This is a genomic window from Desulfocucumis palustris, from assembly GCF_002933875.1.
In the GTDB taxonomy this organism is placed as follows: domain Bacteria; phylum Bacillota; class Desulfotomaculia; order Desulfotomaculales; family Desulfocucumaceae; genus Desulfocucumis; species Desulfocucumis palustris.
The window spans coordinates 1-22221 of sequence record NZ_BFAV01000038.1 but is presented as its reverse complement, the minus strand read 5'-3'; the positions used below and the strand labels follow the sequence as shown (position 1 = coordinate 22221).

Annotated in this window: 26 protein-coding genes; 25 read left to right on the top strand and 1 reads right to left on the bottom strand. The window is 47.3% G+C overall.

The window, feature by feature from the left end:
- Positions 1-39 precede the first annotated feature (39 nt).
- The 13 genes from rpmH to DCCM_RS03230 all read left to right on the top strand — a co-directional run bounded on the left by rpmH (position 40) and on the right by DCCM_RS03230 (position 10407).
- Entirely contained in the window at positions 40-174 is a 135-nt protein-coding gene (gene rpmH / locus DCCM_RS03290; protein ID WP_104371033.1) for a 50S ribosomal protein L34, read from the top strand.
- Positions 175-295: 121 nt separating this feature from the next.
- Complete coding sequence (gene rnpA / locus DCCM_RS03285; protein ID WP_104371032.1) at positions 296-637, top strand: ribonuclease P protein component; 342 nt, start codon at positions 296-298, stop codon at positions 635-637.
- Positions 638-641: 4 nt separating this feature from the next.
- Positions 642-854, top strand: a complete 213-nt coding sequence (gene yidD, locus DCCM_RS03280; protein ID WP_207655537.1) for a membrane protein insertion efficiency factor YidD — start codon at positions 642-644, stop codon at positions 852-854.
- A gap of 57 nt (positions 855-911) precedes the next feature.
- On the top strand, positions 912-1598 hold the full coding sequence (locus DCCM_RS03275) for a YidC/Oxa1 family membrane protein insertase (protein WP_104371043.1): 687 nt from the start codon (positions 912-914) through the stop codon (positions 1596-1598).
- Positions 1573-2196 carry an RNA-binding cell elongation regulator Jag/EloR gene (gene jag, locus DCCM_RS03270; protein ID WP_104371030.1) on the top strand — a complete coding sequence of 208 codons (624 nt, stop codon included), beginning with the start codon at positions 1573-1575 and terminating at the stop codon, positions 2194-2196. Before DCCM_RS03275 ends, jag begins: the two co-directional genes overlap by 26 nt.
- Before the next feature lie 95 nt (positions 2197-2291).
- Positions 2292-3653 carry a tRNA uridine-5-carboxymethylaminomethyl(34) synthesis GTPase MnmE gene (gene mnmE, locus DCCM_RS03265; RefSeq protein ID WP_104371042.1) on the top strand — a complete coding sequence of 454 codons (1362 nt, stop codon included), beginning with the start codon at positions 2292-2294 and terminating at the stop codon, positions 3651-3653.
- Positions 3654-3661: 8 nt separating this feature from the next.
- A complete protein-coding gene (gene mnmG / locus DCCM_RS03260; protein WP_104371029.1) occupies positions 3662-5581 on the top strand; it encodes a tRNA uridine-5-carboxymethylaminomethyl(34) synthesis enzyme MnmG in 1920 nt (639 codons plus the stop codon).
- A gap of 33 nt (positions 5582-5614) precedes the next feature.
- On the top strand, positions 5615-6334 hold the full coding sequence (gene rsmG / locus DCCM_RS03255; RefSeq protein WP_104371028.1) for a 16S rRNA (guanine(527)-N(7))-methyltransferase RsmG: 720 nt from the start codon (positions 5615-5617) through the stop codon (positions 6332-6334).
- A 239-nt stretch (positions 6335-6573) separates the two neighbouring features.
- A complete protein-coding gene (locus DCCM_RS03250; RefSeq protein WP_104371027.1) occupies positions 6574-6765 on the top strand; it encodes a hypothetical protein in 192 nt (63 codons plus the stop codon).
- Between the two features lie 268 nt (positions 6766-7033).
- A complete protein-coding gene (locus DCCM_RS03245) occupies positions 7034-7795 on the top strand; it encodes a ParA family protein (RefSeq protein WP_128739076.1) in 762 nt (253 codons plus the stop codon).
- Entirely contained in the window at positions 7788-8654 is an 867-nt protein-coding gene (locus DCCM_RS03240; RefSeq protein ID WP_104371025.1) for a ParB/RepB/Spo0J family partition protein, read from the top strand. The genes DCCM_RS03245 and DCCM_RS03240 overlap by 8 nt, the downstream gene beginning before the upstream one ends.
- A gap of 151 nt (positions 8655-8805) precedes the next feature.
- Positions 8806-9504 (top strand): DUF554 domain-containing protein, encoded by a 699-nt coding sequence (locus DCCM_RS03235; protein WP_104371024.1) that lies wholly within the window; start codon positions 8806-8808, stop codon positions 9502-9504.
- 183 nt (positions 9505-9687) lie between these two features.
- Complete coding sequence (locus tag DCCM_RS03230) at positions 9688-10407, top strand: trypsin-like peptidase domain-containing protein (protein ID WP_104371023.1); 720 nt, start codon at positions 9688-9690, stop codon at positions 10405-10407.
- Between the two features lie 138 nt (positions 10408-10545).
- Here DCCM_RS03230 and yyaC read toward each other — a convergent pair whose 3' ends face one another.
- Positions 10546-11091: a spore protease YyaC gene (gene yyaC / locus DCCM_RS03225; RefSeq protein ID WP_104371041.1), complete on the bottom strand. Its 546-nt coding sequence runs from the start codon at positions 11089-11091 to the stop codon at positions 10546-10548.
- A gap of 328 nt (positions 11092-11419) precedes the next feature.
- Here yyaC and DCCM_RS03220 point away from each other — a divergent pair, with 328 nt between their 5' ends.
- From DCCM_RS03220 to dnaB, 12 genes are all read left to right on the top strand, one after another.
- Complete coding sequence (locus DCCM_RS03220) at positions 11420-12478, top strand: YkvI family membrane protein (protein ID WP_128739074.1); 1059 nt, start codon at positions 11420-11422, stop codon at positions 12476-12478.
- A 68-nt stretch (positions 12479-12546) separates the two neighbouring features.
- Positions 12547-13251, top strand: a complete 705-nt coding sequence (locus DCCM_RS03215; RefSeq protein WP_104371021.1) for a CvpA family protein — start codon at positions 12547-12549, stop codon at positions 13249-13251.
- 88 nt (positions 13252-13339) lie between these two features.
- On the top strand, positions 13340-14746 hold the full coding sequence (locus DCCM_RS03210) for an aminopeptidase (RefSeq protein ID WP_104371020.1): 1407 nt from the start codon (positions 13340-13342) through the stop codon (positions 14744-14746).
- 34 nt (positions 14747-14780) lie between these two features.
- Positions 14781-14984 (top strand): DUF951 domain-containing protein, encoded by a 204-nt coding sequence (locus tag DCCM_RS03205; protein ID WP_104371019.1) that lies wholly within the window; start codon positions 14781-14783, stop codon positions 14982-14984.
- A gap of 171 nt (positions 14985-15155) precedes the next feature.
- Positions 15156-15443: a 30S ribosomal protein S6 gene (gene rpsF / locus DCCM_RS03200; protein WP_104371018.1), complete on the top strand. Its 288-nt coding sequence runs from the start codon at positions 15156-15158 to the stop codon at positions 15441-15443.
- A 43-nt stretch (positions 15444-15486) separates the two neighbouring features.
- Positions 15487-15894 (top strand): single-stranded DNA-binding protein, encoded by a 408-nt coding sequence (locus DCCM_RS03195; RefSeq protein ID WP_104371017.1) that lies wholly within the window; start codon positions 15487-15489, stop codon positions 15892-15894.
- A gap of 17 nt (positions 15895-15911) precedes the next feature.
- Positions 15912-16142, top strand: a complete 231-nt coding sequence (rpsR, locus tag DCCM_RS03190; protein ID WP_104371016.1) for a 30S ribosomal protein S18 — start codon at positions 15912-15914, stop codon at positions 16140-16142.
- Positions 16143-16344: 202 nt separating this feature from the next.
- Positions 16345-16662: a MazG-like family protein gene (locus DCCM_RS03180; RefSeq protein WP_104371014.1), complete on the top strand. Its 318-nt coding sequence runs from the start codon at positions 16345-16347 to the stop codon at positions 16660-16662.
- Positions 16663-16666: 4 nt separating this feature from the next.
- A complete protein-coding gene (locus DCCM_RS03175) occupies positions 16667-17644 on the top strand; it encodes a YybS family protein (protein ID WP_165792000.1) in 978 nt (325 codons plus the stop codon).
- Between the two features lie 3 nt (positions 17645-17647).
- Positions 17648-18100 carry a 50S ribosomal protein L9 gene (gene rplI, locus DCCM_RS03170; RefSeq protein ID WP_104371012.1) on the top strand — a complete coding sequence of 151 codons (453 nt, stop codon included), beginning with the start codon at positions 17648-17650 and terminating at the stop codon, positions 18098-18100.
- Positions 18101-18575: 475 nt separating this feature from the next.
- On the top strand, positions 18576-20519 hold the full coding sequence (gene lonC / locus DCCM_RS03165) for a Lon family ATP-dependent protease (RefSeq protein WP_104371011.1): 1944 nt from the start codon (positions 18576-18578) through the stop codon (positions 20517-20519).
- 195 nt (positions 20520-20714) lie between these two features.
- The gene (dnaB, locus tag DCCM_RS03160) at positions 20715-22070 is read left to right on the top strand and encodes a replicative DNA helicase (RefSeq protein ID WP_104371010.1); all 1356 of its coding nucleotides are present in this window, start codon (positions 20715-20717) and stop codon (positions 22068-22070) included.
- The last annotated feature ends 151 nt before the right edge of the window (positions 22071-22221 follow it).

Here is a 22221-nt window from a genome sequence, read left to right as displayed (position 1 = left end):
TGCCTGCTGAAAATAAATATTTTTGAGGAGGTGTAGAGGATGAAGAGAACATTTCAGCCTAAGAATAGAAAACATAAAAAGGTGCATGGTTTTCTGAAAAGAATGTCTTCACCGGGCGGTGAGAATGTTATTAAGCGCAGAAGACTTAAAGGAAGAAAAAGATTAACTGCTTAAGGCCGCTTAAGGAAAGTGGCCTTTCATAATTGTATAACCGTCCTTTAAAATGGTTACCATAAAATGTACCATTAATTAACAGATAATTACATTGGTTAAGAATTCCTTGTTAGGGTGTTTTATGCAAAAGCTGTATACCATAAAGAAAAATCCCGATTTTAAAAAAGTTTACGGTAAGGGCCGTTCAGTGGCGGGATATTCCATGGTGTTGTATTACCTGCCGGTTAAAACAACGGGTAAAAGATTCGGGTTCTCGGTGGGTAAAAAAGTTGGCAAGGCCGTGGTGCGAAACAGGGTAAAAAGGGTTTTAAAGGAGCTTTGCAGATTAAATCAGCAATGGTTTAAAGAGGGATATGATTACATTCTGATTCCCAGAAAGGGTTTCTCGGACAGAAGCTTTCAACAGCTAAGGGACGACCTTGGCAAACTCACAGGAAAGGCTTTTAAAAATGAAGGCAAATAATACTGTGATTACGGTAATATTGATCAGGATCATATTATTATATAGGAAGTATATATCTCCTCTCAAGCCACCGGTTTGCCGTTTTTATCCCACCTGTTCACAATATGCATTGGAATCTTTGGAAAAATATGGTATAATAAAAGGTGGTATTAAGGCACTGATCAGGTTATCGAAGTGCCACCCATTTCATCCGGGAGGCTACGATCCGGTAAGGTAATATGGCAGCAAGGAGGAATATTTATTGGCTGAGTTATGGCATGCGTTGGTAGGCGGTATGACATCGCTGATGAACATGTTGTACCACCTTACACTGACGTTAGGCATAGGAAGCTACGGGCTGGCAATTATACTTTTAACCATCATAATTAAATTGGTATTGTACCCTTTAAGTTTAAAGCAAATGAAGTCCATGACCATGATGCAGAAGCTGGCGCCCAAGATTAAAGAAATACAGGACAAGTACAAGGGTAAAGACCCTCAGAAAATGCAGCAAAAAATAATGGAGCTTTACAAGGAGCACAATGTTAACCCTGCTGCCGGCTGCTTGCCGCTGCTCATTCAGATGCCCATACTTATCGCCCTGTACAGGGCTTTGTTAGGTTTTAAGTATGCCGATCCGGAACACGCCAGTTTTTTATGGATAGGTAACCTGAGCAATGTTTATCATTTAAACCAGTTTATGTCCAATCCAACTGTTGTATTAATACCTTTGCTGGCTGGCCTGACCACATATTTTCAGACAAGAATGACTACCAATTCCCAGGATCAAACCCAAAAGATGATGCTTTACACCATGCCGGTATTTATCGCCTGGATTACCACCACGGTTCCCGCCGGGCTCGGGGTTTACTGGGTAACATTTAACCTTATGGGCATTATTCAACAATATTTTGTAAATAAACATACCCTGGCCATGAAGGAGGCGCTAACCGAAGGTGCAGACAATAGAAAAAACCGCTAAAACGGTTCAGGATGCCGTTGATCAGGCGCTGTACGAGTTGGGGATAGAGAGGGAAAACGCGGAAATAGAAATTTTGGAGGAACCTTCAAAGAAACTGTTCGGAATATTGGGAGCAAAACCCGCCCGGGTGAAGGTAAGCATAAAAAATACCACCGGACTACGGGCAAAGGATCTTTTGGGCAATGTTTTAAGGGCAATGGACGTTGAGGCCGAAGTTAATATACAGGAAGAAGAAGGAAATGTACATATTAACCTGGAGGGTTCCGATTTAGGAGTATTAATAGGCAGAAGGGGAGAGACCCTGGATGCCCTGCAATATCTGGTAAGCCTTTCGGTGAACAAAAACCAGGAGCAAAGAAAAAAAATATTCCTTGATGTTGAAGGTTATCGCCGGCGAAGGGAAGAAACACTGCAAAAACTCGCCATGAAGTTGGCGGACAAGGCCAGGCAGAGGGGCAGGAACGTGGTACTGGAACCCATGAATTCACTGGAAAGAAGAATTATTCATACCGCTCTGCAGGGCAGGGACGACATAGCAACCTTTAGCGAGGGAGAAGAACCTTACCGGAAAATAATAATAGCACCAAAAAAATATTGAGAAAATAAACCCAGCGGATGAAAAACCGGCTGGGTTTTTTTAAAGGCAATGTCTCAAATGTAATTATTCATGCTATTCATGTGGGGTGCTGTTTAATGCTTTATGATACAATTGCCGCTGTTTCCACTCCCCTGGGAGAAGGGGGAATAGGAATTGTCAGAATCAGCGGGGAAGAGGCCCTGGAGATTGTAAAAAAAATATTTGTCAGCCCAAGGGGAAAGGATTGGTATAAGGGCAGCCACAGGATGTATTACGGTCATATAGTTCATCCTGTGCACCGGGGGATTATTGACGAGGTGCTGCTTTCAGTGATGAAGGCGCCGCACACCTATACCAGGGAGGACGTGGTGGAGATAAATTGCCACGGAGGAACTGTTCCATTAAGAGAAGTCTTGAAGACTGTAATTGAAGCCGGAGCCAGGCAGGGTCTGCCCGGAGAATTTACAAAAAGAGCTTTTTTAAACGGCAGGCTTGATTTGACCCAGGCCGAATCGGTAATAGACATTATCAGGGCAAAAACAGACTCGTCTCTCAGGGTAGCCATGAACCAGCTTAAGGGGGCGCTTTCCGGCAAAATCACAAATATACAGGATCAAATGCTTGGATTGCTGGCTGGATTGGAAGCGGCCATTGATTTTCCCGAGGATGAGGTTGAGGAAAAAACAAAAATTGAAATGATGAAATCAGCGGAATTGATAAAAATCCAGCTGGAAGAATTGATTACCGGCGCGGAGACGGGAAAAATTTACCGGGAAGGAATTCGCACCGTTATAGCCGGGCGTCCCAATGTGGGCAAATCCTCGCTGCTGAACGCGCTGCTCAGGGAGAACAGGGCAATCGTCACTGAAATTCCGGGGACCACCAGGGATATAATTGAGGAAATGCTGAATATTCGCGGTATACCATTAAAGCTTATCGACACGGCCGGAATCAGGGAGACGGAAGATATTGTGGAAAAAATAGGCGTAGAAAAAACCAGGGAAAGCCTTGAAGGAGCGGATCTGGTATTACTGGTGGTGGATGTGCTTACCGGTATAACAGGTGAGGACAAGCGGGTTCTGGGCAGATTTAAGGATAAAAAGATACTTGTAATAATGAATAAAATTGATTTACAGGAAAATGACCCGGCGGACTGTGGTTTTCCGGTGGTGAAATTGTCCGCTCTTACCGGGGAGGGTTTAAAGATACTGGAGGATAAAATAGTGGAAGTGGCGCTGGCCGGGGGCATGAATATGCCGGAGGCTGTCACTGTGAGCAATGTCAGGCACCAGACTTCAATAATAAATGCGAAAAAAAATATGGAGGACTTTATAGTTTCATTAAAAGCCGATTTGCCGCCGGATTTGTTATCGGTGGAATTAAGAGCGGCCTGGGAGTCACTGGGGGAAATCACCGGCAGCACCGTTACGGAGGATTTGCTGGATAGAATTTTTACAGATTTTTGTATTGGAAAGTGAGGTGTATCATGGAATACAGTGCCGGAAATTATGATGTTATTGTGGTGGGGGCGGGCCATGCCGGTTGCGAGGCGGCTTTGGCCGCCGCAAGAATGGGTTGTAAAACTCTGGTGGTGTCTTTAAATCTGGGCAATATAGCCCTAATGCCCTGCAATCCCTCCGTGGGAGGGCCGGCAAAGGGACAGCTGGTGAGGGAAATAGACGCCTTGGGTGGGGAAATAGGCTTGAATACCGACAGGTCCGCGGTGCAGATGCGTATGCTGAACACCGGCAAAGGGCCTGCCGTACATGCTTTGCGGGCCCAGGCGGACAAGTTCATTTACCAGATGAATATGAAGAGTATATTGGAAAATCAGCCTGATTTAGATGTCAAACAGGTTCTGGTGGAAAGAATAGTGTTAAAAAACAACCGGCTGGCCGGTGTGATGGGAAGTACCGGGGCTGTTTTCCACGCGCCCGCTGTTATACTCACCACGGGAACATATTTAAAAGGAAGAATTATAATCGGGGACCTGGCTTTTCCCGGAGGCCCCAGCGGTAATTCAAATTCGGTCGCCCTTTCGGACAACCTCGCCCAGCTCGGCTTAAAATTACTGAGGTTTAAAACAGGCACACCGGCCAGAGTGGACAGCCGAAGCATTGATTTTAAAAAAATGGAGGAACAGCCCGGGGACGAAAGATTATTTAATTTTTCATACATAACCGATATTAATGAGAGAAAGCAGATATCATGCTGGCTTACATATACAAATGAGGAAACGCACCGAATCATTCGGGAGAACCTTCATCGCTCGCCTCTTTACAGCGGATTTATTAAAGGCACCGGGCCGCGCTATTGCCCGTCCATAGAAGACAAGGTGGTGAGGTTTTCGGAAAGGCCCGGCCATCAGGTGTTTGTTGAGCCGGAGGGCAGGGATACCACGGAAATGTATGTTCAGGGCATGAGCACCAGCCTTCCCGAGGATGTTCAGATGGCCATGTTAAGGACTTTGCCCGGGCTGGAAAATGTGCAAATAATGAGAACCGGTTATGCCATAGAATATGACGCCCTGGACCCCACCCAGCTTAAACTTTCCCTGGAGTCGAAGAGTATTGAAGGACTTTTTTCAGCCGGGCAGATTAACGGCACATCGGGCTACGAGGAAGCCGCGGCGCAGGGTATAATGGCCGGAATAAATGCGGCATTGTATCTTAAAAACAGGGAACCTTTCGTTTTGTCCAGATCCGAGGCATATATAGGGGTACTGATAGACGATCTGGTAACAAAAGGAACCAGCGAACCTTATCGCCTGATGACTTCCAGGGCGGAGTACAGGCTTCTTTTAAGGCATGACAACGCCGACATGAGACTCACCGAAAAGGGCTTTAATATAGGTCTGGTGGATGACAAACGTTATGCCGCATTTTCCGGCAAAAGAAAAATGGTTGAGGACGGGATGGAAAGGCTGAAAAAGACCACGGTGACGGTAACCGAAAATGTAAAGGATATATTGGCCAAGAAGGGGTCCACACCCTTGCAGCAAAGCACCTCGATGGTAAATTTGTTGCGGCGGCCGGAAATAGGCTATAATGATCTGGTGGATATGCTGCCCGGCTATGACCTTGCCCTGCCGGAAGAAATAAGAGAAGCAATTGAAATTGAAGTAAAATATGAGGGCTATATTAAAAAGCAATTGGCTATGGTGGAAAAGTTCGAGAGACTGGAGAATAAAAAAATACCCCGGGACATAAATTACAGGGATATGCGGGGTATTTCCACAGAAGCCCTGCAGAAACTGGATAAAATAAAGCCTGAATCCATAGGCCAGGCGGCCAGAATATCAGGGGTGAGCCCGGCGGACATATCCGTGCTGCTTATACATTTGGAGCAGCAAAAAAGATTGGCGGATTTAAAAAAGTTGGAGTTAGTCGGAGACAATCCCTCGTGAAGAAAGAAAAGGCTAAGGAGAGTTGCCGGAGCAATGCATTCCGAACTTGAAATGTACCTGGAAAATGGTGCAAGGGAATTGGGAATAGAGGTTGATGAAAAAAATTTAAAACTGTTTAATATATATTACAATCTGCTGGTGGAGGAAAATAAAAAATACAACCTCACCTCCATCGTGGACCAAAAACACGCAGCCATAAAACATTTTGTGGATTCACTAACCTGTATGCTGGTTTATAATTTTGAAGAAAAAAATGTGGCTGATGTGGGAAGCGGAGCGGGATTTCCCGGCATTCCGTTAAAAATAATGTGCCCGGAAATGAATATTGTTTTAACAGATTCGGTGCAAAAAAAGGTGTGCTTTATGGACAGGGTTATCCTGGAACTGAAATTGAAAAAGGCCCGGGTGGTGCAGTTCAGGGCTGAAGATATGGGGAGGTCCGGTGAGTACAGGGAAAGTTTTGATACTGTGGTCAGCCGGGCTGTGGCGCCGCTTAACGTGTTGCTGGAATACTGCATTCCCCTTTTAAAAGTGGGAGGAAGTTTTTTGGCAATGAAAGGACCCGCCGCCGGCGAAGAAATAAAACAATCCGGTGCCGCCTTAAAGAATACCGGGGCGGAGATATATGAATTAAAAACAATAAATCTACCTGTGCTGGGTGATTTACGAAATATAATTATTATTAAAAAAATAGGGCCTACCCCCGGTGAATATCCCAGGAGAGCGGGCATACCGTCAAAAAAGCCGCTATAGTTTAAAATATTAATAAAGTTTTTTGGTAGTAATAACGGCTTTTTTATTAACGGTGATTAATGTTTACCAGGTAATATAAAATTGCAACCTGAACTAAATCGTTAAATTTTAACGCCACACATCCGTTTCGACATGTGGCGTATTTTATTCCCGGGATAAGATTTGAGTATATGATATAATAAGTTTAATTTTTTTGTTAAAGCAATAGAAATACAATATTTGAACAAGGAAGTGATATTTTGTTTTTTCCAAATACCATGGGCTTGGTAGTGCTGGGAATTGCACTATTATTTCTGGTGGTTTGGTTTTTTCAATGGCTTTGGAACACCACCATGCCCCAGGTTTTTAATTTAAAAGAAATTACCTTCTGGCAAGCTTTCAGACTTATACTTATAGCCGGAATACTTTTTGGCGGCGCCCATTTTAAATGATCTAAATAATTAATAACAAACTATTTATAGAAGGAACTGATATGAACGCCGTTGAATTATTTTTATAAAATTAAAGGGACATTCCTTAAAACATTTTAGATGGGGAAATAACCCGGGAAGGAATGTCCCTTTTATGAATTTTGGATATACTGCCCTAAAAAAATAATAAAGGGATTTAAGAGGGGCGGCTTGAATTTGTTTAAGAAGGGACTTAAATTAATATAAGATGATGTATGTCCTTTCTTTACCAGTGAACGGGGTGAAAAAATTGGGGAAAATAATTGCCATTGCCAATCAAAAAGGAGGAGTCGCCAAGACTACCACAGCGGTGAATCTTTCGGCGTGGCTTTCCCTGATGGGACAGAAAGTGCTGCTGGTGGATATTGATCCCCAGGGGAATGCCACCAGCGGTTTGGGGTTTAATAAGGATGCCCTGGATAATACGATATATGATATTTTGATTAACGGGCTAAATATTGAAAATGTAATTACCAAAAGTGTAATCGATAATCTATGGATGCTGCCGGCGAGAATGGAATTGGCCGGTGCGGAAATAGAAATGGTGGGGATAAGAAACAGGGAATACCTGCTAAAGGAACCCTTGAGAAGGATAAAGAATGATTATCAATATTTGATTATTGACTGCCCTCCCTCCCTGGGGCTGTTAACCATTAACGCTTTGGCCGCGGCTGAGTCGGTAATTATTCCTATACAATGCGAGTTTTACGCGCTGGAGGGGTTGGGGCAGCTGTTAAACACCATTAGATTGGTTCAGGAGCAAATAAATACGGGATTAAATATAGAAGGTGTACTCCTTACCATGTTTGACGGGAGAACCAATTTGAGCATCCAGGTGGTTGAAGAGGTCAAAAAACATTTTAGAGACAAGGTATACAAAACAATCATTCCCCGGAATGTAAGGCTCAGTGAGGCGCCAAGCCATGGTAAGCCTGTAATGGTGTATGATCGGCGTTCCAGGGGTTCGGAGGTTTATCAGGATCTGGCGAAGGAAGTGATGGGTATTGAATAAAAAAAGGGGATTGGGAAAAGGGCTGGAAGCGTTGTTACCTGTAAATCAGGAAACAGACAGCAATGTTAAATTAAGGGAAATAAAAATATCTGATGTTGTCCCCAATACCAAGCAGCCGAGAAAACTGATGGATGAAGATAAGCTGCTGGAGTTGGCCGAGTCCATAAAAGAGCACGGTGTTGTACAGCCAATAGTAGTCCGGCCCTTGGGTGGAGGAGATTATGAATTAATTGCCGGGGAAAGAAGATGGAGGGCCTGTTTAAGGCTGGGCCTGGAAAAAATACCGGCCATCATAAGGGAATATGATGATCTGGAAGCCACTGCCGTGGCCCTGATAGAAAACATCCAGAGGGAAAACTTGAATCCCATGGAAGAGGCCATGGCTTATAAAGTGCTTATGGATGATTTCGGGCTTACCCAGGAGGATGTTTCAAAAAGAGTTGGCAAGAGCCGACCTTTTGTGGGCAATATGGTGAGATTGCTGTCCCTGCCGCTGGATATAAAAAATATGATAGTGGACGGCAGTATTACCGCGGGACATGCCCGGGCAATGCTGTCCATAGAGGATCATAAGCAACAATTAAAAATAGCTCAGAAAATAATGGACAAGCAGTTAAATGTCCGTCAAACGGAAAAGCTTGTTAAAACAGTGGCCGAAAGGCAAAAGACAATCCGCAGGCAGGGTAGAAAATCATATATGATTAAAGACCTTGAAGAACAGTTGTTTAATATTTTGGCTACTAAAATAAAGATATCTTCTGATGAGGGCGGTGGCGGAAAAATAGTAATTTATTATAGCGGAGAAGATGATTTAAAGTGGCTGGTAAAGGTAATCACCGGTCAGGAGGAAGTTATGTAGAAATATTGTTTCACGTGAAACAATTGACTCCATTACTTATATTTAAAGGCTTTATAACATCAGGTAACAATTCTTTTGTGAGAAAATAATTTATAAGAATAATGGTAAAGATGTATTTGGATTGTCACCTATCCCCGGAGGAGTGAAATTATTGCTGGGAACAATAACTAATACCGCCGCCATTGTCGCCGGCAGCTTAATCGGCATAATATTAAAAAAAGGCATTTCAGAAGCTGTTAAAACAACAGCCATGCAGGGTATCGGACTGGCGGTGCTGCTGGTGGGAGCCCAGATGGCTTTTAAAACAAATAATATATTGATAGTTATTATAAGTATGGTCATTGGGGGAATCGCAGGAGAATTTTTGGCCATAGAAAAACAGTTGGCCAAAATGGGCAATTGGCTGGAAATAAAATTCGGCAGGGGGGAAAGCAATATCGGCCGGGCTTTTGTAACTTCCAGCCTCATTTACTGTGTAGGGGCCATGGCTATACTGGGTTCCATAGAGGATGGCCTTACAAACAGCCATACCACTCTTTTTGCTAAATCGCTGCTGGATGGTATAAGCGCTATTTTTTTTGCCTCAACCATGGGTATAGGCGTTATTTTTTCAGCCATACCGGTTTTTCTTTACCAGGGCGGAATAACCGTGCTGGCAGATTTGGTAAAAAATCTTTTTAGCCCGGAGGTTATTGCCGAACTTACCGCAACAGGCGGGCTGCTTATTGCCGGTATCGGCATTAATATACTGGGAATAAAGGAATTGAAAGTGGGCAACATGCTGCCTTCAATACTGGTGGCGGCAACCATAGCATGGGCTATACAACGATACAATATAGTCCTGCCTTGAAAAAAATTCAGGTGATATTACACAGCAATACAATAGTCTGTCAAAGCCGCCTTTTTTAAGGCGGTTATTTTTTCATCCAGGCAGGATTAATAAATACCATTATAAATGTTTGCATATTAATGATAGCAGTAGAAAAGCGGTCGCCTGATACCGGAGGAAATTTTTTAATAATGATAAAGGGGGTTGTGCGAGCTGTTTAAAGATGTTGCCGCCGGACGCTGGAGCGCGGCGGATATAGAAAGGGTGTCCAGGGCGGGGCTTATCACCGGGTATGCCGATGGAACATTCAAGCCGGAAAAGGCCGTTACCAGGGAGGAAATGGCTTCGGTCATCAGCCGCCTGCTGTTTAGAGACGGCCTGTTTAACGATATATTGCCCAGGGTGCGCCAGGCCACCGTGATGCTTTTCAGCTCAAAGGGCATGGGCACAGGGTTTTATATATCCTCCGCCGGACACCTGGTTACAAACAAACATGTTGCCGCCGAACCCTTGATGACAGTTATCAATGATGGAGAAACTGCAAACCGGAACGCTAAGGTTATAGCCGCGTCAGAGACTCCGGACCTCGCCCTGCTGAAGGTTGATGGTTATACCCCAAAAGAATTTTTAAAATTTTCCAGGCAAAACCCTGTTCAGGGTGATCACGTGGGTATTATGGGCGCTCCGGGAGGGCTGGCCGATACATTTACCCAGGGGCAGATTAGCAGCACTGAGAGAGAAGATTACTTTCAAACCGACGCTTCTGTTAATCCCGGAAATAGCGGCGGTCCCGCCTTTAACGAAAAGGGCGAAGTGGTCGGTATAGTGGTGAGCAAGCTGCCGGGGTATGAAGGCATTGGTTTTATAATTCCCTACAATAAAATAGCCGCATTTTTAAAAAATAATGGAGTGCCGGTTTTATAGCAATGGAAGCCGGGGATTAAAGGGTGTTGATTACAAAAAACTGAAATTACGGTTATAGAAAGAAAGGCGTCTGGAAAACCCGAGCGTTTAATGGGTTTCAGACGCCTATTTGTTTTAAAATGTATTTTTCAACAGACTCTAAAAACCCCTGGTTTCCAGTTGGCTGTATTGAGATACGGTTCTTAAAAGACCTTCCACAATTAAATCAGCCATTTTCATTACTATGTTCAATCTGGTGTTCTGCAGCACCATATATTCCAGGTAGCCTCCCACGTTTACCACTCCGGTTATATGCAGGTCCCCCACCGGCGGTAAGCTTTTGTTGACACCCGACCCCGGTTGCAGGGCGCCGTCACCTATATTTACACACCCCACATTATCCATGCTGCCCAGACATGCGTCCAGGGCTATAATATAGGGGTTCTCATGTTCTCTCTTTATTTCTTCCAGCTTTTCATTTAAATTGCTGGCATGGGCCGGCTGATCCAGTGTGCCGTATATTTTGAAATATTCCTGTTGGCAGGAATTTAGCTTTGTTCCTATCAAAGGTCCCAGGCAATCCCCGGTGGAGCGGTCTGTGCCGATACAAAGCAGCACAATCTGCTCACGGCAGCTCACACCGTCTCTATTTATACGCCTGGCCAGGTCCCAGCTGAATTTTGCCACGGCCAGCGGGTCTTCCATATGAATTCTGGTTTTCGCAGGAAATAATTCCTTTTCAATGGTATTCAAGGCAGTCACCGCACTCCCCCCGCAATTGCCAATATAAGTATATTTATTTCCAACAATAATATGATTTATTCACTTTTTAGCTTGAAAACAGGATAAAAAATTTCTCCGGGCATAAGCATGAAATGGGGACATTCCTCAATGTCCCCATTTCATGTTCGGAAGGGGAATTACTCCTTCCGAACACAGGGTTCACTTATATTCCCGGCTTTCCGGTTTTACAGGCTGTCGGCGGATAAAAGCAGCAAAAAAAGATGTATATTCTTTCATAAGTTGGGAGGTTATGCGTCTGCGTTCTATTTTCAAAGTGGCCATGGTTTACGTTGGCGGGGTTATTGGCGCCGGGTTCGCCTCCGGCCAGGAAATAATGCAGTTTTTTGTTAAGCATGGGGAAATGGGAATACCGGGGGCGATTATTGCCGGGGGCCTGTTTATTTACCTCGGCATGTTGATAATGTATCTGTCTGTTTCCTTGGGCGCCCGTAATTATCTTGCTGTTCTCCGCTCCATTTTGGGAGTAAAAATTTCAAAATTAATTGATATGCTCAGTCTGATAATGCTTCCCGGAGGATTTGCCGTCATGCTGGCCGGCGGCGGGGCGGTCTTTTCGGAACACCTGGGATTGCCCCGCCATTGGGGCATTATAAGCACGGCTCTTTTTAGCTGTTTATTTTTATTCAAGGGGATGAAGGGATTTGTCGGGGCCAATGTTTTTCTCGTACCGGTAAAAATATGCGCCATTTCCATTCTGTGTCTGGCGGCGCTGCTGATAAGGCCTCCGGCCGACGGGGCGGAGCAGGCGATTGATGCCTGGAAAACCGGGGCTTTCCGGGATGCTGTTCTTTACGTTTCCTATAATATGGTTGTTCCTGTGGCAGTCCTTTCCTCCCTCGGTAAAAGTGTTAGCTTAAGGGACGGTGTTTTGGGGGCGGCGGCAGGCGGAACCGCGTTGGCGCTGATTATATTGCTGGTGACTGTGGCTGAGATTAATTTTTATCCGGAAATCACAGGCTATGAGATCCCCATGCTTTATATCGCTTCATTTATTCCCGGAGCATTTAAAGTTTTTATGGGACTTCTGATCTGGGTGGCAGTACTTACCACCGCGGTGGCTGATGCGCATGGCTTTGCCGCGAGACTTTCGCTACCCGGCAGCAATAAATATAAATTAATTGTGGTTGGATTAGCCATAGCGATAACCCCTGTGGCGTTTCTAAAATTCTCCTTCCTGGTTAAAATTCTATATCCAATGTTTGGTTACTGCGGGCTGCTTCTACTGGCGGGTTTAATTATAATGCCTGTAATTGGGGCGCTGAGAAGGAATAACAGCATTCCACGTTAAATAGTTGATAAAATAGTATGTGCATTCCAAGAAATTAATTGTTATAATTAACCAGTCGGGGTGTTTGGATGAATTGGGTAGATATGGTCATAATTATAATTTTGGCCTGGTCGGCCTGGCAGGGATTTAGGTCCGGCCTGCTTAAGGGCGCAGCCCGGTTCACCGGGTTAATTGCGGGGCTGGTGTCCGCTTTCGCCTATTATGAGGACCTGGCCGAATATGCCGAGGAAAAATGGCATTTGGGGTCACTAATATATGATCGCCTCATCTGGCCCAATTTTCCCCTTAACCCGGTAAAAATAATGGAAAAGCTTCCGGCGCTTCAGGACTTTAATAATTTCACATTATATGGGGACTGGATACCGCGCTTATCCCTGGAAGGAAAATTTCAGGAAATAGGTGACGCTTTCTCAAGGCTGCTGGCCTCCGGTGTTCTTGAAATATGCTCCTTTGTGCTAATTTTTCTGCTGGTATCACAGGGGATATACATTATAGGGACAGCGGCTTCAAAAATTCTCTCCTTTACATTAATAGGTTTGATCAATAATATAGGCGGGGCGGCCTTCGGCCTGGTCAGGGGAATATTCGTGGTGCTTATTCTTACGGCCCTGGCTGTATCCCTGCAGTGGCCGCTGGCTATGACATCCGGGGGCAAAGACTCCCGCTGGCTTGCGGATGGCCTCGCCCACTCCAGGATGGCGCCATATTTTTTGAAGGTTATAAATATCTACAAAAATGATCTTCCTGGTTTTTCACCGGGAAATATTGTATAATAATGTGTAGAACAGGTGTTCCGTTAATCGAGATAAATATAAGCAATATGGAAATAATAATTTTATATTATTTATATTGGAGGAGCCTATGCCAAACCTGAAATTTGAATCAGGCCAGGAAAAATCGCCGCTTTCTGCCTGGGATAAGCTAGGTGAGCAGGAGTATGCGGACGTTTTTAAATTTAATGAAGGCTACATAGATTTTCTCAATATGGCCAAGACGGAACGGGAGGCTGTTGAGTCATCAATCACCGCGGCGGAAAAATGTGGCTTTGTAAATATTACCGGATGCAGCGGATTGAAGGCCGGCGATAAAATCTATGCCGTTAACAGAAATAAGCAATTGATACTGGCAGTCCTGGGCGCAAAGCCATTAACCGACGGGCTGAACATTGTAGGCGCCCATATTGACTCACCCAGGCTTGATGTAAAACCACAGCCGCTTTATGAGGAGGGCATGATGTCCCTGGCCAAAACTCATTATTACGGCGGGATTAAAAAATACCAGTGGGTTGGAATACCTCTTTCACTTCACGGGGTGGTGGTTAAAGAGGACGGCCGGGTAATCAAGGTGGCAATTGGAGAAAAACCCGGTGATCCTGTTTTTACAGTTACTGATTTGCTCCCCCACCTGGCCAGGGAACAGATGGAGAAGAAATTATCCGACGCTGTTGAGGGTGAGGCGCTGAACATATTGTTGGGCGGTGTGCCGGTTAACAGCCGTGAAATAAAAGAAAGATTTAAACAATCGGTGCTGGACTATTTAAATGGTGAACTGGGCATTGTGGAGGAGGACCTGATAAGCGCCGATTTAGAGGTGGTACCCGCCTGGCGGGCTTCAGACCTGGGTTTTGACCGTGGCCTCGTGGCCGGTTACGGGCAGGATGACAGGGTTTGCGCCTATACAGCCCTGCAATCCCTGCTGGAGATGGAAAAGCCGGAAAGAACCTGTCTGGTGCTGCTTGCGGACAAGGAAGAGGTAGGCAGCATAGGTAACACCGGAATGCAATCATTGTTTTTTGAAAATTTCGTGGCCGGGATAATTGCCATGTCCACCGGCAATTATCGCGATTTGATGGTGAGAACGGCCCTGGCCAATTCCCGGTGTCTCTCCGCCGATGTGAACGCCGGGCTGGATCCCAACTACCTGGGGGTTATGGATAAATTAAACGCAGCCAGGCTGGGCTGCGGCGTGGTACTGACAAAGTACACCGGCTCCCGGGGCAAAAGCGGCTCCAGTGAAGCTTCCGCCGAATTCACTTCCCTGGTGAGGCGGATATTCAATAGAAAGAATATAGTCTGGCAAACCGGAGAACTGGGCAAGGTTGACCAGGGGGGCGGCGGCACCATAGCATACCTGCTGGGCAATTACGATATGGATGTTGTTGACTGCGGTGTGGCATTACTGGGAATGCATTCGCCCTTTGAGGTGGCCAGCAAGGTGGACGTGTACATGGCCTACAGGGCCTACGGCGCTTTTCTGGAAAGCGTTTAAAGAGTTTGCAAATACCGGGCATAGGATGGTAACCATGACATTTGTAAGATACCAGGTGGGTGATGTGGTAAAGATGAGAAAAACCCATCCCTGCGGGGGGGATCTGTGGGAAGTGATGCGGACAGGCGTTGATTTTCGCATTAAATGCCTCAAGTGCAACCGGGTGCTGATGCTGTCCCGGCCAAAGTTCGAAAAAAGCGTTAAGGCACTCATTTCCCAGGTCATTCCTCCCGGTTGAGCCTGTTTTTAATGTGGAATCTTTTTTTATAAAGAATGGATAGGATAAGATAAGACTTGCCATTGGTATTTCAATATGTTATAATCTCATAGCCAAAATTATGGCATAAATCCGCCCTGCTCTACCCTGGTGGTAGGGCCGTTTAGTCCGTGGGGAGGGGGTGAAGAGGAGTTGCGCAAGTACGAGACTGTATTTGTCATTCGTCCGGAAATGGAAGATGACAAATATGCTGAGGTAATTGAGAAATATAAAGCCCTGATCGAAAATAACGGCGGGGAAATTACCAACATTGACAAATGGGGTAAAAGGCGTTTGGCGTATGAAATCGATCATATGAGAGAAGGTTTCTACGTGGTGGTTAAATTCAGCGCCGAGCCGAAAACGGCCGAGGAGCTGGACAGGGTATACAAAATATCCGACGAAATTATCCGGCACATCATCGTCCGGGAGGACGACTAGTAATTAAATATTTAAGAGATAAGAATTACCGGGCGGTGAAAAGATGTTCAATAGAATAATACTGATCGGGCGCTTGACAAGGGAACCCGAACTGCGCTACACACCCAGCGGAACCCCTGTGGCAAAGTTTACCCTGGCCGTGGACAGACGGGCAGGCCGGCAGGGGGAAAGGGAAGCCGATTTTATTGACATCGTTACCTGGCAGAAAACTGCTGAAGTATGCGCCAACTATCTGGGTAAAGGCCGCCTTGTGGCAGTTGAGGGACGGTTACAGATTCGTTCCTATGAAGACAACCAGGGAATTCGCCGCAAGGCCGCAGAGGTTGTGGCAGAAACGGTTAAATTTTTGGATCGGGCCAAGGAAGCGCAGCAACAGGGTGGTGGGGGCTTTGGGTCCGAGGATGATTTTGCCAGTGAAATTAGTTTTGTTGATGACGATACGCCGTTTTGATAGAAGGAGGGAAGGCTTTGAAGCGCGAACGTGGACGCAGAGGCAAAAAGCGCATCTGCAGCTTCTGTGTGGATAAAGTGGAAGGAATTGATTATAAAGATATTCCCCGTTTAAAGAAATACATTACCGAGCGGGGCAAGATACTTCCCCGCAGGATTTCAGGAAACTGTGCCAGGCATCAGAGAATGCTGACCACAGCCATTAAAAGGGCCCGCAACATTGCATTGATACCCTTTACAGCAGAATAGAAAAGGAAGGGGAGCTAAAAGGTTCCCCTTCCTTTATTTCTAAATGGAGTGCCACAGTGCCATGAAGGGCAACAAATAACAGGCTTTTAGCTCCGCTGCCCGGGCAGGAATATAGGGTTTGACTGAAGAATAGTCCCTTGATGCTAATTTTTTATTATTGTTTAATTTTATGGACGCTTTTGTTTTTTTGGAGGTACCTTTTATGTTCCCGGAAAGCAACAAAACTGGCTTTGCCAGAAACATCAGAGTGGTGGAGTGGCTGAAGGCGGATCTGCTATCGTCGGTGGCTGCTCTGTTCAAGGCCATGCTGCGGGGCAGTGAGGATAAACTGCTGGATGCTCTTTCCGGCATTATTGTAACCTGTTATGTGTTGGGCCGGCGGCTGGGCTTCAGCTTTGCCCGGCTTGATATGAGAATAGAAGCCAAATTGAGGCAGGGTATTGAGGAAGATCATGAAGTGGAAAAATGGTATCAGGATCTTTCTCAAATGTTGACGCATCTGGTTGATAAAAAGAGGTGATCCATTGGTTCCCTATTCCGGCAACAGGGCCCTGGTGGAGGGGGCCTTTTTTGCGGCAATAACGGTGGTGCTGGGGCTTCTTGGCCTTTATATACCCCCGCTGCTGTTTTTTACCACATTGCTGATGCCCATACCCCTGGCCGTGCTGGTCCGGCGGAGGGATTTGAAGCTGGGTCTGATGGCCCTGGCGGTTGCCGCCGCGCTAATGTTTATGCTCTTTGGGCGGCCGCTGACGGTTTTGCTGTTGATTATTCAGTCCGGGCCCATGGGCTTATTGCTGGGGCTGTTGTTTAAAAACCGCGTTTCCGCAGGTCCGGCCATAGCCGCGGCCTCCGTGGTGGCCGTGGTAACCACCGTGCTTACCTTTCTAATTAGTTTCTGGGTTACCGGTATCAACCCCTTTGATATGGGGGAAGAAATGAAACAATCAATGGACCGGGCTTTGGACTGGTACACCCAATCCGGCTTGGTGGATGCCGCCGCCAGGGAGCAGTTCCGGGAGTCCATGGAGCAGATGGCCAGGCTTTTTGCCCTGCTGCTGCCTGCCAACATGGTGATATGGTCGCTAATATCCACCTATATTACCTATGCTTTAAATCGTTTGGTGCTGATAAAGCTGAGGTACGAGACAACACCCCTGCCGTCCTTCAGCCGCTGGAAATTTCCCTGGTATGTCATCTGGGGGGGGATTCTGGGACTGGGCACGCTGCTGCTGGGTGATGAGCTGAAAATAGCCGGCATGGCCACCCTGGGTAAAAATATTATATATGTGATGGGTTTTTTGCATTTTATTTTAGGTTTATCGGTATTTACCTATTTTATAAAAAGATGGAAGATCGCCAGGGGCTTTAAAATTCTTATTGTAGTGATGGTGGGGATTTATTGGCCCTTCGCCCTTAGCGTGATGCTGACGCTGGGCGTGATGGACCCGGTAATGGACTTGCGGCGACTGGGCCGGGATGATACCACCAAAGGGGGTTGAAAAGTGAAGGTTATATTACTTCAAGATGTCAAAGGGCAAGGTAAAAAAGACCAGACAGTAAACGTTTCAGACGGCTATGCCCGGAATTATCTTATTCCCAGGGGCCTGGCGGTGGAGGCCACGGAGGTAAAGCTTAAGGATCTGGCCCGGCAAAAGGCTTACGAGGATAAGAAAAAACAGCAGGAGGAAGAATCCGCCAAAGCCCTGGCCGGGGAATTAAGCGGGATAACCGTAAAAGTGACCGGGAAGGCCGGAGAGGGCGGCAAACTCTTCGGTGCCGTGGGCAACAAGGATATATCCGAGGCTCTGGAGAAACAGTTCGGCCTGGGAGTGGATAAAAAGAAAATTATATTAAAAGAACCGTTAAAAACCCTGGGGGTATTTCCGGTTACCGTGAAACTCCATTCCTCGGTGCAGGCGGAGATACAGGTGGCCGTGGTGGCGGAAAACTCCTGAGAGATATCCTCCCTGCCGGATTAATTCAGATATTATTTATTTGTACTTTTTAGGAAGAGGTTGTTCCGAACATTTACCTCGCCAACAGCCTCAAGGCCCCATGCCTGAAAGCCGGGGATAAACAGGCAATTTAGGAAAGGGGACACACCTTTCTCTAAGGTTAGGGGACACACCTCTATCTAAGGAAAGGGGACACACCTCTATCTAAGGAAAGGGGACACACCTCTCTTTGGAGCATGGCTTTCGGGTCAGAGGAATGTCCCCAATGTATATGGCTTTTGGGTCAGAGGAATGTCCCCAATGTATATGACTTTGGGATGAGGAATGTCCCCCAACATATGTTCGGTAGGGTAATAACACTTTCCGAACCCAGGGCTCACTCATATGCGGCCGGACCCGCTGTTTACCGTTTTTTTGGATTCCGACCCGATAGTGGTTTCCAGGCTTTAGCACAATAGAGAGGAGTATTTGTCAGATGAAGTTTTTCCTGGGAAAAATGAAGGGCGGCGCCAGATTTGAACAGGCGGAGGAACCTGGCGGCCGGGACCAGCTTAAACGGCAGGTTAATGCTTTATACAATCTGGTGGCCAACCTGTATGGTTCCGACAAACTGGTTTTAAGGGCGGGGAAATTGAACGCCTTGCAGTTAATGCGCTCGGATTTGCTGGAGGAAAGGGTGCTGGCCCTGCAGCGGCTGGTGCATGAGGACCCCACCATAGACAATGTTCCGGAACTGGCCGAAATACCTGAGATACTTGACCGGCTGGAGGATGAAATAGCCGACAATATTGCCCGGCGCTCGGTGGAGGAAGAAATAGAGAAAAAGATAAACGATAAACTGCAGCAAAAGCATGAGGATTATGTCAAGGAAATAAGGATGCAGGTGATGAAGGAAAGCACCGGTCCGGAAAACGCCCAGACCCTGAAAAAGCTGGCGATACTGGAAAAAATGGAACAGAAAAAGCTGGCCCGCACGGCCATGGAATACCTGCGCCCGTCCAGGCTGGATGAAATAGTGGGCCAGGAACAGGCGGTGCGGGGGCTGACGGCAAAGCTCGCATCATCCTTCCCGCAGCATATACTGCTTTACGGGCCTCCGGGGGTGGGCAAAACCACCGCGGCCAGGCTGGTGCTGTCGGCGGTGAAGGAAATGAAGGGCAGTCCCTTTGCCAAGGAGGCACCCTTTATTGAGGTTAACGGTACAACCCTGCGCTGGGACCCCCGGGAGATTACCAACCCGTTATTGGGCTCGGTTCACGATCCAATTTACCAGGGCGCCAAGCGCGACCTGGCGGACAGCGGAGTACCGGAACCCAAACTGGGCCTGGTGTGTGACGCCCATGGCGGGGTACTGTTTATAGATGAAATAGGAGAAATGGATCCGATATTGCAAAATAAGCTCTTGAAGGTGCTGGAGGACAAACGTGTATTTTTTGACTCCTCCTATTACGATCCCCATGATCCCAACGTGCCCCGGTATGTAAAAAAGATATTTGAAGAAGGCGCCCCTTCGGACTTTATTTTAATAGGAGCAACCACCCGGGACCCGGAAGAGATTAATCCGGCGATCCGCTCCCGCTGCGCGGAAATTTATTTTGAGCCGCTAACCCCGGCGGATCTGAGAAAAATAGTTTCCCAGGCGGTGGACAAGCTGGAAGTGGAACTGGGGGACGGCGTGGCCGAGGTAATAAGCGAGTATACCATAGAGGGCCGCAAAGCCGTCAACATATTGGCGGATGCGTATGGAATGGCTGTCAGCCGCGGGTCCGGGGCCGCCGGGGAAAATATAAAAATTATAATGCAGGATGTTTACGAAGTGTTGCAAGCCAGTCGCCTGAGCCCCTATGTAATTCGCAAGGCCTCCGACGGGTTCGAGGTGGGGAAAGTTTTTGGACTGGGAGTGCATGGCTTCCTGGGTTCGGTGCTGGAGATAGAGGCGGTGGTTTTCCCGGCCAGAAAAGAGGGCCAGGGGACCATCAGGTTCAATGATACCGCTGGAAGCATGGCCAAAGACTCCGTGTTCAACGCCGCCTCGCTGATCAGGAAATTCACCGGTGAGGACCTTTCCTCCTATGACCTGCACATAAATGTGGTGGGCGGCGGAAAAATAGACGGCCCCTCCGCCGGGGTCGCCATTTTCCTGGTACTTTACAGCGCCATCAAGGAAATTCCCATTCCCCAGAATCTGGCTGTTACCGGAGAGCTGTCCATCCGGGGAGGGGTAAGGGCCGTGGGCGGCATTCCGGAGAAAATATACGGCGCCCGGCAGGCGGGCATTAAAAGGGTGCTGGTGCCCGGGGAAAACCATAAGGACGTTCCCGGGGGACTTAAAAATATAAACGTTTTACCGGTGAGCACGGTGGAAGAGGTACTGGACGACATTTTTGGAGATAAGGTCAAGGGCCGGCCGGTCAACTAACTAACCTGCCGTAACACCAGCCAAAATAATATTTAAAGAGGATGGGGCGGCGCATCGATGCTCCGCCCCGTTTGGTTTATAAAAAATATACCGCGCCTGTGGCTAAAACCATGTGTTAACGTGACATATTTAATTAACGCCGCGTAATTTGTTTACATGCTATTATTATTTGATTCTTAAGGATGGAGATTTTCAATGACCGTTGAATTACCCGGCAGGATTCCGCCGCAGAATATTGACGCCGAGCAGTCCGTGCTGGGCGCCATGTTTTTGGACCGGGAGGCAATTTACAAAGTAATCAGGCATATCAAGGCGGAGGATTTTTACCTTGAAAGCCACCGGCTTATTTTTGAAGCTATTATAAAAATGGACGAAGCGGGAAAAGCTCCCGATCTGGTAACAGTCACGGATCACCTCAAACAGCACAACCAGCTGGAAAAGATAGGCGGAGTAACCTACGTGGCGTCCCTGATCGGTATGGTGCCTACCGCGGCCAATGTAGAGCATTACGCCAGGATAGTGGAAGAAAAATCTATTCTGCGCAGCCTCATAGCAGCCGCCACAAGAATTGCCGGCATGGGCTACGAGGGTGGCGAAGAGGCGGACAAACTGGTCACCGAGGCCGAGCAGATGCTGATGGAACTCAGCAGCCGCAGAAACGCCGCGGTGTTCAAACCTCTGAGCGAAATACTGCTGGAGATTTTTAATATCATAGAAAACAGATATCGCAACAAGGGACAAATTACCGGCGTACAAACCGGCTTTACGGATATGGACCGGCTGTGCTGCGGGCTGCAGCCCGGCGACCTGATTATCATGGCCGGGCGGCCGGCCATGGGCAAGACCAGCCTGGGTATGACCATAGCCCACAACGTGGCGCTGCACAGCAATATGCCTGTGGCGGTGTTCAGTCTGGAAATGTCCAGGGCCCAGTTGGTGCAGAGAATACTTTGCGCGGAGGCCATGGTGGACCAGCAGAAGGTGCGCAGCGGCTATCTTGACGAGGCCGACTGGAGCAGCCTGGTGAAGGCCGCGGGTAAATTGTCCAAGGCGCATTTATACATTGACGATTCCGCCGGCCTCACGGTGCGCCAGCTGCGGGCAAAGGCCAGAAACCTCAAGGCCGAAAAGGGTTTGGGGCTTGTTGTGATAGACTACCTGCAGCTATTGAGCGGCTCCAGCCGGGAGAACAGGCAGCAGGAGATTTCGGAAATATCCCGCTCCTTAAAGGGATTGGCCAAGGACCTGGAAGTGCCGGTGATAGCCCTGGCCCAGCTCAGCCGGGCCGTGGAACAGCGCCAGGACAAAAAGCCAATCATGTCGGACCTGAGGGAGAGCGGCAGCCTGGAGCAGGACGCGGATGTGGTGATGTTTATCTACCGGGAGGAGTACTACAAACCGGAAACTGAAAAAAAAGGCATAGCGGAAATTATCGTGGCCAAGCAGCGCAACGGTCCCACCGGCGTGGTGGAACTGGCCTTTATTAAAGAGTTTACCAGGTTCGTAAACCTGTCCAGGGATTATGAAGCCGGAGCGCAAAATACCGCCTAGGAGGCCGTTGAAAAAGTCCATCTGCTGCGTTACGGCTGCGGCCTCAATGCGGGAGCGTACTATGAGTACGCCTCCGCTTGAGGCCTTGCCGCGCCTTGCATCTGGAGCTTTTTGAACGGCCTCGGGCGGTAGTTTATCAACACGTTTATTG

Coding starts and splice junctions, on each gene's coding strand:
- DCCM_RS03205 (WP_104371019.1), top strand. CDS start 14,781: ATGACATTTGTAAGATACCAGGTGGGTGATGTGGTAAAGATGAGAAAA.
- dnaB (WP_104371010.1), top strand. CDS start 20,715: ATGACCGTTGAATTACCCGGCAGGATTCCGCCGCAGAATATTGACGCC.
- rsmG (WP_104371028.1), top strand. CDS start 5,615: ATGCATTCCGAACTTGAAATGTACCTGGAAAATGGTGCAAGGGAATTG.
- DCCM_RS03195 (WP_104371017.1), top strand. CDS start 15,487: ATGTTCAATAGAATAATACTGATCGGGCGCTTGACAAGGGAACCCGAA.
- yyaC (WP_104371041.1), bottom strand. CDS start 11,091: ATGGAAGACCCGCTGGCCGTGGCAAAATTCAGCTGGGACCTGGCCAGG.
- DCCM_RS03275 (WP_104371043.1), top strand. CDS start 912: ATGACATCGCTGATGAACATGTTGTACCACCTTACACTGACGTTAGGC.
- mnmG (WP_104371029.1), top strand. CDS start 3,662: ATGGAATACAGTGCCGGAAATTATGATGTTATTGTGGTGGGGGCGGGC.
- rpmH (WP_104371033.1), top strand. CDS start 40: ATGAAGAGAACATTTCAGCCTAAGAATAGAAAACATAAAAAGGTGCAT.
- rnpA (WP_104371032.1), top strand. CDS start 296: ATGCAAAAGCTGTATACCATAAAGAAAAATCCCGATTTTAAAAAAGTT.
- mnmE (WP_104371042.1), top strand. CDS start 2,292: ATGCTTTATGATACAATTGCCGCTGTTTCCACTCCCCTGGGAGAAGGG.
- lonC (WP_104371011.1), top strand. CDS start 18,576: ATGAAGTTTTTCCTGGGAAAAATGAAGGGCGGCGCCAGATTTGAACAG.
- DCCM_RS03210 (WP_104371020.1), top strand. CDS start 13,340: ATGCCAAACCTGAAATTTGAATCAGGCCAGGAAAAATCGCCGCTTTCT.
- DCCM_RS03215 (WP_104371021.1), top strand. CDS start 12,547: ATGAATTGGGTAGATATGGTCATAATTATAATTTTGGCCTGGTCGGCC.
- DCCM_RS03220 (WP_128739074.1), top strand. CDS start 11,420: ATGCGTCTGCGTTCTATTTTCAAAGTGGCCATGGTTTACGTTGGCGGG.
- DCCM_RS03180 (WP_104371014.1), top strand. CDS start 16,345: ATGTTCCCGGAAAGCAACAAAACTGGCTTTGCCAGAAACATCAGAGTG.